This is a genomic window from Streptomyces sp. NPDC060198, assembly GCF_042728415.1.
In the GTDB taxonomy this organism is placed as follows: Bacteria; Actinomycetota; Actinomycetes; order Streptomycetales; family Streptomycetaceae; genus Streptomyces.
Map to the genome: position 1 here is coordinate 1 of NZ_JBHWZJ010000221.1, position 11,737 is coordinate 11,737.

6 protein-coding genes are annotated in these 11,737 nt (G+C 71.7%); 5 read left to right on the plus strand and 1 reads right to left on the minus strand.

From position 1 onward, the window contains the following. Positions 1-105: 105 nt before the first annotated feature. On the minus strand, positions 106-2,811 hold the full coding sequence (gene glgP, locus ACFWEP_RS23570) for an alpha-glucan family phosphorylase (protein WP_387372571.1): 2,706 nt from the start codon (positions 2,809-2,811) through the stop codon (positions 106-108). Positions 2,812-3,499: 688 nt separating this feature from the next. On the opposite strand from glgP, the gene ACFWEP_RS23575 reads away from it, so the two are divergent. The 5 genes from ACFWEP_RS23575 to ACFWEP_RS23595 all read left to right on the plus strand — a co-directional run. Beyond that, positions 3,500-5,500, plus strand: coding sequence for a maltotransferase domain-containing protein (locus ACFWEP_RS23575; RefSeq protein ID WP_387372574.1), 2,001 nt, complete (start codon positions 3,500-3,502; stop codon positions 5,498-5,500). Then, complete coding sequence (gene treS / locus ACFWEP_RS23580; protein ID WP_387372576.1) at positions 5,497-7,203, plus strand: maltose alpha-D-glucosyltransferase; 1,707 nt, start codon at positions 5,497-5,499, stop codon at positions 7,201-7,203. The genes ACFWEP_RS23575 and treS overlap by 4 nt, the downstream gene beginning before the upstream one ends. Before the next feature lie 241 nt (positions 7,204-7,444). Then, entirely contained in the window at positions 7,445-8,887 is a 1,443-nt protein-coding gene (locus tag ACFWEP_RS23585) for a maltokinase (RefSeq protein WP_387372578.1), read from the plus strand. 145 nt (positions 8,888-9,032) lie between these two features. Next, complete coding sequence (glgB, locus tag ACFWEP_RS23590; protein WP_387372581.1) at positions 9,033-11,471, plus strand: 1,4-alpha-glucan branching enzyme; 2,439 nt, start codon at positions 9,033-9,035, stop codon at positions 11,469-11,471. Between the two features lie 71 nt (positions 11,472-11,542). Beyond that, positions 11,543-11,737, plus strand: a 195-nt coding sequence (locus tag ACFWEP_RS23595) for a hypothetical protein (RefSeq protein WP_387372583.1), incomplete at its 3' end; no start/stop codon positions are given.

Genomic DNA, 11,737 nt, shown 5'->3' on the forward strand with positions numbered 1-11,737 from the left:
GACCCGACCACCTCGGGACCGGCGGCCGGGGCCTTCGGCGTCCGGCCACCGGCACCCGTCAGCGGCCGGGGAACGTCCGCGCATCCCCCGCAGGTGCCCGCAAGCTCAGCGCAGCACCGGGCCGCCCTCCTCCTCCCCGACACTCGCGTCCGGCAGGGCCACCAGGCCGAGTTCGGTCCAGGAGGCCAGCAGCGGGTGCGAAGGGAGGACCCGCACCGTGTAGCCGTACGGTCCCGTTCGGTCCAGGGAGAGCGGCCCCTCGTACACCCGGTGGTCCTCCAGGTCACCGGTGCCGGTCACCTTCAGCGGGGTGATCTGGGCATCGACGAGCGCGTCGCCGGAGTCCACCCGCCCGGCCACGACCTGCACCTCCAGGTCCTCCGGGGCGAGGCCGCCGAGCACGATCCTGACCCGCAGCGCGAGGGTCGCGCCCAGCTCCGCCGAGCCGCTCGCGGTGGTGTCGGTGACCGTCTCGACGTGGTCGACGGCCACCTGCGGCCAGGCCGCCCGTACCTTCGACTTCCACGCCGCGAGGTCGCGTGCGGCCGGGACGTCGAGCGCGCGCCGCGACACCGCGGCAGGGGCGTAGAGCCGCTCCACGTACTCGCGGACCATGCGTCCGGCGAGGAGTTTCGGGCCGAGGGCGGCCAGGGTGCGGCGGACCATCTCGATCCAGCGCTCGGGCAGCCCGTCATCCCCCCGGTCGTAGAAGCGGGGCGCGACCCGGTCCTCGATCAGCGCGTAGAGGGCGTCGGCCTCCAGTTCGTCGCGCCGGTCGTCGTCCACCGCGGAACCGTCCGCTGTGGGAATGGCCCAGCCGAAGTCCGGCTCGAACCACTCGTCCCACCAGCCGTCGCGCACCGAGAGGTTGAGGCTGCCGTTGAGGGCGGCCTTCATCCCGCTCGTGCCGCAGGCCTCCAACGGGCGCAGCGGGTTGTTGAGCCACACGTCGCAGCCGGGGTAGAGCTTCTGCGCCATGGCCATGCCGTAGTCGGGCAGGAAGACGATCCGGTGGCGGACCCGGGCCTCGTCGGCGAACCTGACCAGCTCCTGGATCAGCCGCTTCCCGCCGTCGTCGGCGGGGTGCGCCTTGCCTGCGACGACGATCTGGATGGGCCGGGTGGGGTGGAGCAGCAGCCGGGTCAGCCGGTCCTTGTCGCGGAGCATCAGGGTGAGTCGCTTGTACGAGGGGACCCGGCGGGCGAAGCCGATGGTGAGGACGTCCGGGTCGAGGACGCCGTCGATCCAGCCGAGTTCGGCGGTGCCGGCGCCACGCCTGCGCCAGGAGGCGTAGAGCCGCTTGCGGACCTCGGTGACGAGCTGTTCGCGCAGCACCCGGCGCAGGTCCCAGATCTCGCGGTCGCCGATGGCGGCCACCGCGTCCCATCGGCGGGGCGTACCGGTGCGGTCGACGCCGATCCCGGTGGCCACCTCACCGCCGGCGAGCGCGTCCCGGGCGCGGTCCTCGCCGACCTGCCGGGCGCCCAGGCTCAGCACCTCGGGGGCGACCCAGGTCGGGGCGTGCACGCCGTTGGTGACGGAGGTGATGGGCACCTCCGCCGGGTCGAATCCCGGCCAGAGCCCGGAGAACATCTCCCGGCTGACGGCTCCGTGCAGGGTGGAGACGCCGTTGGCCCGCTGGGCGAGCCTCAGGCCCATGACCGCCATGTTGAAGATGCCGGGGGTGCCGCCCTCGTACGTCTCCTCGCCGAGGGCGAGTACGCGGTCGACGGGGACTCCGGGGAGTTCGCCGTCGTCGCCGAAGTGGCGGGCGACGAGCTGGCGGTCGAATCGGTCTATGCCGGCGGGGACGGGGGTGTGGGTGGTGAAGACGGCGCCGGCCCGGACGATTTCGAGCGCGGAGTCGAAGTCGAGCCCCTCGCCGCCGAGTTGTCCAGGGTTCTGCTCGGCCTGGTTGAGTTCCCTGATGCGTTCGAGGCCGAGGAAGCCGGCGTGGCCCTCGTTGGTGTGGAACACCTCGGGCGCGGGTGCGCCGGTGAGCCGGCACCAGGTGCGCACGGCGCGCACCCCGCCGATGCCGAGCAGCATCTCCTGCAGGAGGCGGTGGTCGCTGCCGCCGCCGTAGAGCCGGTCGGTGACGTCGCGTTCGCCGGGGGCGTTCTCCTCCACGTCGGAGTCGAGCATGAGGAGGGGGACCCTGCCGACCTGGGCCTTCCAGACGCAGGCGTGCAGGGAGCGTCCACCGGGCAGGGCGAGCACCACCCGGGCGGGGGTGCCGTCGTGTTCGCGCAGCAGGGTGACCGGGAGTTCGTTGGGGTCGAGGACCGGATAGGTCTCCTGCTGCCAGCCGTCGCGGGAGAGCGACTGGCGGAAGTAGCCGTGCCGGTAGAGCAGGCCGACGCCGATGAGCGGGACGCCGAGGTCGCTGGCGGCCTTGAGGTGGTCGCCGGCCAGGATGCCGAGTCCGCCGGAGTACTGCGGCAGGGCCGCGGTCACTCCGAACTCGGGTGAGAAGTAGGCGACGGAGCTGGGGAGTTGGCTGCCCCGGGCGAGCTGGTTCTGGTACCACCGGGGGCCGGTGAGGTAGCCGTCGAGCTCGTCGGCGGCCTCGCCGAGGCGGCCGAGGAACTCCTCGTCGCGGGCGAGTTCGGCCAGCCGGGAGGCGGAGACGGAGCCGAGGAGCCTGACCGGGTCGGCATCCTCCGGCCGCCACCCCTCGGGGTCGACGGACCGGAAGAGCTCCTGGGTCTCGGTGTGCCACGACCATCGCAGATTGCGCGCGAGGTCGTGCAGGGGTCGCAGGGGGTCGGGGAGGACGGGACGTACGGTGAACCGACGAATGGCCTTCACGCGTTCCACCTTTACAGGGGAGTTGCGAATCCGAGGGGACGCCGCACCACGGTGTGCGCCGCTCCGCCACTGACGACGGTAACGGCCCGGGGCTCCGTCCTGCCACGGCGCACGGGGTCGTCGCGCGGTCCGGCGCACGCGTCCGCGGGTCCCCGGCGCCGCCCCAGGGGCCCCGGCGGTCCCGGCAATCCCGCCCGCTCCGCACGGATATGGCTGATTTCACCCCCTCGGGCGACCTTGTGGGCGTGGGCCGGCCGGGAGAGGCTTCCGGGGTGGCGAACCCACCGGGAGGTGCGAGTCGCCGGAGCGCGGGTACCCGGTGACTCGTGTGACGCCGCACGCCCGATGCCGGGCACCGGACGCGCGCGGCGTCCGGATGACGACCCAGTAGTTAACACGACGCCGGGTTGACCGCGCGAAAGCGATGGGAAGGCTACCCGCGTACACAGCCGACCCGGCGGCACACGTCCTCGCGCACACCCCCGCAGCGTGCGCGTCATCCCCGCGCACGCCAGCCATTCGAGTGCCATTCGAGTGAACGCGGACAGGAGCGGCCATGCCCACAGCCCGTCAGCAGACAGCTGAGCAGCTACAAAGGACTGATCCCCATTCTCGCGGCACGCGGATGCGGTCCTCGCCGCGCGTGCCGTCGTCCCCGCACGCCCCGCTCCAGCTTTCAGGTGATGTCATGATCGGTCGTATCCCCGTCCTGGACGTCCTTCCGCTCGTCGATTGCGGCAGACGCCCGGCGAAGGCGGTGGTGGGCGAGACCTTCCAGGTCTCCGCCACCGTCTTCCGCGAAGGCCATGACGCGGTGGCGGCCAACGTCGTACTGCGCGACCCGAGCGGACGGCGCGGCCCGTTCGTGCCGTTGCGCGAACTCGCTCCCGGTACGGACCGGTGGGGTGCCGACGTCACCCCGGACACGGAGGGGCGCTGGTCGTACAAGGTCGAGGCGTGGAGCGACCCGTTGACCACCTGGCGGCGGCTCGCGCAGATCAAGATCCCGGCCGGGATCGACACCGAGCTGGTGCTCGCCGAGGGCGCGGCACTGTACGAGCGCGCCGCCTCGGGCGTGCCGAAGAAGGACGGCCGGGAGGCGGTCCTGGCCGCCGTCGACGCGTTGCGGGACACCACCCGTACGCCTGCGGCCCGGCTGGCGGCGGCGCTCACCCCGGCGGCGGCCGACCCGCTCGCCCGCTTCCCGCTGCGCGAGCTGGTCACCGCTTCGCGCCCCCTCCCGCTGGTCGTCGAGCGCCCGCGTGCGCTGTACGGCGCGTGGTACGAGCTCTTCCCGCGCTCCGAGGGCGCCCGCCGCGAGAGCGTCCCCGGCGGCGGGACCCGGCTGGTCAGCGGCACGTTCCGGACGGCGGCCGAGCGGCTCCCGGCGGTGGCCGCGATGGGCTTCGACGTCGTCTACCTGCCGCCGGTCCACCCCATCGGGACCTCCCACCGCAAGGGTCCGGACAACTCCCTCACCGCGGGCGCGGACGATCCCGGTGTGCCCTGGGCGATCGGTTCGGCGGACGGCGGCCACGACGCCGTCCATCCGGACCTCGGCACGCTGGAGGACTTCGACCACTTCGTGGAGACCGCCCGCACCCTGCGGATGGAGATCGCCCTGGACTTCGCGCTCCAGTGCTCCCCGGACCACCCCTGGGTGAAGGAGCACCCTGAGTGGTTCCACCACCGCCCCGACGGCTCGATCGCGTACGCGGAGAACCCGCCGAAGAAGTACCAGGACATCTACCCCATCGCCTTCGACAAGGACATGCCGGGGCTGGTCGCGGAGACGGTACGGGTGCTGCGGTTCTGGATGGACCACGGAGTGCGGCTCTTCCGTGTGGACAACCCGCACACCAAGCCGGTCGTCTTCTGGGAGCAGGTGATCGAGAAGATCAACGGCACCGACCCGGACGTGGTCTTCCTCGCCGAGGCGTTCACCCGCCCCGCGATGATGCACACCCTCGCGAAGGCCGGTTTCCAGCAGTCGTACACGTACTTCACCTGGCGGAACACGAAGCAGGAACTGACCGAGTACGCCCTGGAGGTCTCCGGCGAGGCCGCCTCGTACATGCGCCCCAACTTCTTCGTGAACACCCCCGACATCCTTCCCGGCTACCTCCAGGACGGCGGCCGGCCCGCCTTCGAGGCCCGGGCCGTGCTGGCCGCGACGCTCTCCCCGTCCTGGGGCGTGTACGCGGGATTCGAGCTGTGCGAGAACACCCCGACGCGTCCGGGGAGCGAGGAGTACCTGCACTCGGAGAAGTACGAACTCAGGCCCAGGGACTGGGAGTCGGCCGAACGAGAGGGACGTTCGCTGGCTCCGCTGATCACGTCGCTCAACCGGATCAGGCGCCGCCACCCGGCGCTCCGGCAGCTGCGGGACGTCCACTTCCACTCCGCCGACAACGAAGCGCTGATCGTCTACAGCAAGCGCTCCGGATCGAACACCCTCCTGGTGGTCGTGAACCTCGACCCGCACCACACCCAGGAGGCCACGGTCTCGTTGGACATGCCGCAACTCGGCCTCGACTGGCACGAGAGCGTGCCGGTGCGCGACGAGCTCACCGGCGACACCTATCACTGGGGCAGGACCTTCTACGTGCGCCTAGAGCCGGGTATCACGCCCGCGCACGTCGTCGTCCTGCGACCGTCCCCGCCGACCGGAGGGTCACCCACACCATGATCGTGAATGAGCCTGTTCCCGACACCTTCGAGGACACCCCCGCCAAGGACCGCGATCCCGACTGGTTCAAGCGCGCCGTCTTCTACGAGGTCCTCGTCCGGTCCTTCCAGGACTCCAACGGCGACGGCATCGGAGACCTCAAGGGCATCACCGCCAAGCTGGACTATCTCCAGTGGCTCGGCATCGACTGCCTCTGGCTGCCGCCCTTCTTCAAGTCGCCTCTGCGCGACGGCGGTTACGACGTCTCGGACTACACCGCCGTGCTTCCCGAGTTCGGCGACCTCGCCGACTTCGTGGAGTTCGTGGACGCCGCGCACCAGCGCGGCATGCGCGTCATCATCGACTTCGTCATGAACCACACGAGCGATCAGCACGAGTGGTTCCAGCAGTCCCGGTCGGACCCCGACGGGCCGTACGGCGACTACTACGTCTGGGCCGACGACGACAAGCAGTTCCCCGACGCGAGGATCATCTTCGTCGACACGGAGACCTCGAACTGGACCTTCGACCCGGTGCGCAAGCAGTACTACTGGCACCGGTTCTTCTCGCACCAGCCCGACCTCAACTACGAGAACCCGGCGGTCCAGGAGGAGATCATCTCCGCCCTCCGCTTCTGGCTGGACCTCGGCATCGACGGCTTCCGCGTGGACGCCGTGCCGTACCTCTACCAGCGCGAGGGCACCAACTGCGAGAACCTCCCCGAGACCCACGGCTTCCTCAAGCGGGTCCGCAAGGAGATCGACGCCAACTACCCGGACACCGTCCTGCTCGCCGAGGCCAACCAGTGGCCCGAGGACGTCGTCGACTACTTCGGCGACTACCAGTCCGGCGGCGACGAGTGCCACATGGCGTTCCACTTCCCGGTGATGCCGCGCATCTTCATGGCGGTACGGCGGGAGAGCCGCTACCCGGTCTCCGAAGTCCTCGCCAAGACACCGGCGATCCCGAAGAACTGCCAGTGGGGCATCTTCCTGCGCAACCACGACGAGCTCACCCTCGAAATGGTCACGGACGAAGAGCGCGACTACATGTACGCGGAGTACGCCAAGGACCCGCGGATGCGCGCCAACATCGGCATCCGGCGCCGCCTCGCCCCGCTGCTGGACAACGACCGCAACCAGATCGAGCTGTTCACCGCTCTGCTGCTGTCCCTGCCCGGCTCCCCGATCCTCTACTACGGGGACGAGATCGGGATGGGCGACAACATCTGGCTGGGCGACCGCGACGGGGTGCGCACCCCGATGCAGTGGACCCCGGACCGCAACGCCGGGTTCTCCTCCAGCGACCCGGGCCGGCTCTTCCTGCCCACGATCATGGACCCGGTCTACGGCTACCAGGTCACCAACGTCGAGGCGTCGATGGCGTCGCCCTCCTCACTGCTGCACTGGACCCGGCGGATGATCGAGATCCGCAAGCAGAATCCGGCCTTCGGGCTGGGCGAGTACACCGAACTGCCGTCGTCCAACCCGGCGGTGCTCGCGTTCACCCGTGAGTACGGGGACGACCTCGTGCTGTGCGTCCACAACTTCTCCCGGTTCGCACAGCCGACGGAGCTCGATCTGAGGTCCTTCAACGGACGCCACCCGGTCGAACTGATCGGCGGGGTACGCTTCCCCGCCATCGGCGAGTGGCCCTACCTGCTCACTCTCGCCGGACACGGCTTCTACTGGTTCCGCCTGCGGAAGGAAGCTCCGGCCATCTGACGGGCGCCACCGGGGTGTTACGCCCCGGTCAACGGTACGCACGGCTCCTGCGGGACGGTTTTGGCCGTCCCGCACGGGGCACTCTCCCCCACATCGAGCGTTGGACGGCTTCGCGTGGCCGTTGGGCCATTCGAGTCCGTACGCACCATCCTCAGCCGACACGTCCCGCACAGCCGGACAGCCATTGCCGCAATCCGGGACACTCCTCGCATCTGTGTGCCCGGGGAAAGGACGCGATGCCATGTCGGAGGCTGCATCCACTCACGTCGCCCTGGCGAAAAGCACCACGAAACAGGCGCCCCACCCGCAACCCCATCCACGGCCGGGGGGCGCCGCGGCGGGGACCGCGCTGCTGCCCTCCCTCGCCCCGCTGCTCCACGACTGGCTGCCCCGGCAACGATGGTTCGCCGGCAAGGGCCACCCCGTGGCCGGGTTCACCCTGGTCTCCGCGACCGAGATACTGCCGGTCGACTCCGCCACGACCGGCCCCGGGCTGCTGCACCTCCTGGTCCGGGTCCACCAGCCCGGACTGCCCGCCCGCGCCACCGGCGACTGCTACCAACTCCTGCTCGGGGTGAGGACGGACCTGCCACCGAGCCTGGCCCCCGCCCTCATCGGGCGGGTCGCGGACGGCCCGCTGGCCGGCCGCACCGTGTACGAGGGCCTCCACGACCCCCGGCTCGCCGGTCTCCTGCTGGAGCGGTTCCGCCGCCCCGGCCCGCTCGGCGCGCTCCGCTTCGAGCGCGCGGAAACGATTCCGGCCGGGCTCACGCCCCGGCTGCTGGACACCGAACAGTCCAACTCCTCGCTCGTCTTCGGCGACGCGTACATCCTGAAGATCCTGCGGAGGGTCTTCCCGGGAACCAACCCGGATCTGGAGCTGCCGCTCGCCCTCGTCGGCGAAGGGTGCGGACGGGTGCCCGCACCCGTCGCCTGGTTCGAGGCGGCCACTCCGGAACCGCTCACCCTCGGCGTACTGCAACCCTTCCTGCGCGGCGCGGAGGACGGCTGGCAACTGGCCCTCGGCGCACTCGCCGAGGGGCGCGACTTCGTCCCGGAATCCCGTGCGCTCGGCAGGGCCACCGCCGAGGTGCACTCCGCGCTCGCCTCCGCCCTGCCCGGCCCCGACCTGCGCCTGGCGGGCACCGAGGCACTGGTCGCCGGGATGACCCAGCGGCTGGAGGCGACCGCGCAGGCCGTCCCCGTACTCCTGCCGTACGTCCCCGCACTGCGCGCCGCCTTCGACGCGCTGGGGGGGCTCGGGCGCCGGGGCCGCTCCTGGGCCACCCACCGGGTCCACGGCGATCTGCATCTCGGGCAGACACTCCGCGGCGCCGACGGGTTCTGGTCGCTCATCGACTTCGAGGGCGAACCCGCCAAACCGCTCGCCGAACGCCGCAGCCCACAGCCGCCGGTGCGCGACGTCGCCGGGATGCTCCGCTCCTTCGACTACGCGGCCCGCTCCCACCGGCCCTGGAGCGACGCGTGGGCGGAGCGCTGCCGTTCCGCGTACTGCGAGGGGTACGCCGAAATCTCGGGCACCGACCCGCGCAGCGAACCCGAGCTGCTGCGCGCCCACGAGACGGACAAGGCGGTGTACGAGGTGCTGTACGAGGCACGGCACCGCCCCGACTGGCTGCCCGTCCCGATGGCCGCGATCCAGCGGCTGGCCGCGTCCACCTGATCCGGGTCCGCGCGGCTCCCCCGCCGCGCGGCCCGGTGGACCCGCGGGCGCGTCCCGGCCCGCGCCCTTGGCCCCCCCGACCGCCCGGAAATCCCCGTTCCGCCCCGCCCCCACCCCGACCGACCCCCCGAGGAGGCCGTCCCCCGTGACCGCCCGTAAGCCGTCCAGGAAAACGCCCGCCCCCGTCGAAGCCTCGGCCGAGGCCGCACCCGCCCCCCAGCCGGTGACGACCGAGACGGCCGACGGGCCAGTGGCGGTGGCCTCCACCTCCGCCGCCGCCACGGTCACCGCCACCGCGCCCGCGCCGGCGAAGCGCCCCAAGGCCAAGCGGAAGAACGGCGTGCCGCCCCACCCCCGGCGCGGCGGCACCGACGCCGGCGAAGGCGAAGGCGCCCGGCCCGCCCCCGCCCTGCACGACGCCGACCGGGGCCGGCTGCTCGCCGGCGAGCACCACGCCCCGCACGACCTGCTCGGCGCGCACCCCCACGACGGCGGGGTACTGGTACGGGCGCTGCGCCCGCACGCGCGCGGCGTGACGGTGCTCGCCGAGGGGCTGCGCGCCGAACTGCTCGACGACGGCGACGGCTTCTTCTCCGCCGTCCTGCCGCTCAAAGCCGTACCCGCCTACCGGCTGCTGGTCACCTACACGGACAACGAGATCGAGATCGAGGACCCGTACCGCTTCCTGCCCGCGATCGGCGAGCTCGACCTGCACCTGATCGGCGAGGGCCGGCACGAGGAGCTGTGGACCGCGCTGGGCGCGCGGATCATGGAGCACCAGGGCGTATCCGGAACCCGGTTCACCGTGTGGGCGCCCAACGCGCGCGGGGTGCGGATCGCGGGTGACTTCACCTACTGGGACAGCACCGGCCTGCCGATGCGTTCGCTCGGGTCGACCGGCGTGTGGGAGCTCTTCCTCCCCGGGGTCGGCGAGGGCGCCCTCTACAAGTTCGACCTCTGCCGCCCGGACGGCTCGCACACCCTGCGCGCGGACCCGATGGCCCGGGCCGCCGAGATCCCGCCCGCCACCGCCTCGGTGGTCACGGCCTCGCACTACGCGTGGCAGGACGGCGACTGGATGGAGCGCCGAGGCGACCGCCCGGTGCACGAGGCGCCGTTCTCCGTATACGAAATCCATCTCCCCTCCTGGCGCCCGCGCCTGACGTACCGCCAGCTGGCCGAGCAGCTGCCGGCGTACGTCAAGGACCTGGGCTTCACGCACGTGGAGCTGATGCCGGTCTCCGAGCACCCGTTCGGCGGCTCCTGGGGCTACCAGGTGACCGGCTTCTTCGCGCCGACCTCCCGCATGGGCACCCCCGACGACTTCCGGCACCTGGTGGACTCGCTGCACCGGGCGGGCATCGGCGTGATCATGGACTGGGTGCCCGCGCACTTCCCGCGCGACGAATGGGCACTGGCGGAGTTCGACGGACGCCCGCTGTACGAGCACTCCGACCCGTCCCGCGCCGCGCACCCGGACTGGGGCACCCTGGAGTTCGACTACGGCCGCACCGAGGTCCGCAACTTCCTCGTCTCCAACGCCACGTACTGGTGCGAGGAGTTCCACATCGACGGCCTGCGGGTCGACGCGGTCGCCTCCATGCTCTACCTCGACTACTCCCGCGAGGACGGCCAGTGGTCGCCCAACGAGCACGGCGGCCGGGAGAACCTGGACGCGGTGGCCTTCCTCCAGGAGATGAACGCGACCGTCTACCGCCGCAACCCCGGGGTGGTGACGATCGCCGAGGAGTCCACCGCCTGGAACGGCGTCACGCGCGCCACCCACCACACCGGCCCGGACGGTATCGGCGGCCTCGGGTTCGGGCTGAAGTGGAACATGGGCTGGATGCACGACTCCCTCACCTACATGGCGAAGGAACCGGTGCACCGCAAGTACCACCACGACGAGATGACCTTCTCGATGGTGTACGCGTACAGCGAGAACTACGTGCTGCCGATCTCGCACGACGAGGTGGTGCACGGCAAGCAGGCGCTGGTCTCGAAGATGCCCGGCGACTGGTGGCAGCAGCGCGCGAACCACCGCGCCTACCTCGGCTTCATGTGGGCCCACCCCGGAAAGCAACTCCTCTTCATGGGACAGGAGTTCGCTCAGGGCGCCGAGTGGTCGGAGGGCCACGGCCCGGACTGGTGGCTGCTCGACCCGGCGTACGAGGCGTCCGCCGACCACCGGGGCGTACGCGACCTGGTCGGCGACCTGAACGCGGTGTACGGCGCGGTGCCCGCGCTCTGGCAGCGCGACACCGACCCGGGCGGCTTCAGCTGGGTGGACGGCGGCGCGGCGGAGGACAACGTCCTCGCGTTCCTCCGCTTCGACGCGGACGGCTCGCCGCTGCTCGCGGTCTCCCACTTCTCGCCGGCGGTCCGGCACGACTACCGGCTCGGGGTGCCGGCGTCGGCCGGGAGCTGGGTGGAGGTGCTGAACACCGACTCGGCCCGCTACGGCGGCAGCGACGTGCGCAACGAGGAGCCGCTGAAGCCGGAGGAGGTACCGGCGCACGGCCGTCAGGTCAGCATCACGGTGACCCTGCCGCCGCTCGCGACGGTCTGGTTCCGCCCGGCCTGACCGGCGGCCCGGCGCTGCTCAGTACCGTCGGCTCCGCCCTCCAAGCCGCCCTGCTGGTCAGCGCCGTCGCCGTGGTCTGGGTCGTCTCCCGGCGCGGCCGGGCCGAGAGCCGCCTCGACGAACACCTCGACCGGCTGGTGCGCGTCCTGCCCCTGACCGCCCTCGCCCTCACCCTGCTCAGCCTCGGCTACGTCGCCTGGTCCCGCCCCGGCTGGCAGTCGGCCGGACGGCTGCCGGGCGACGAGACCTTCGGCACGCTCGTCCTC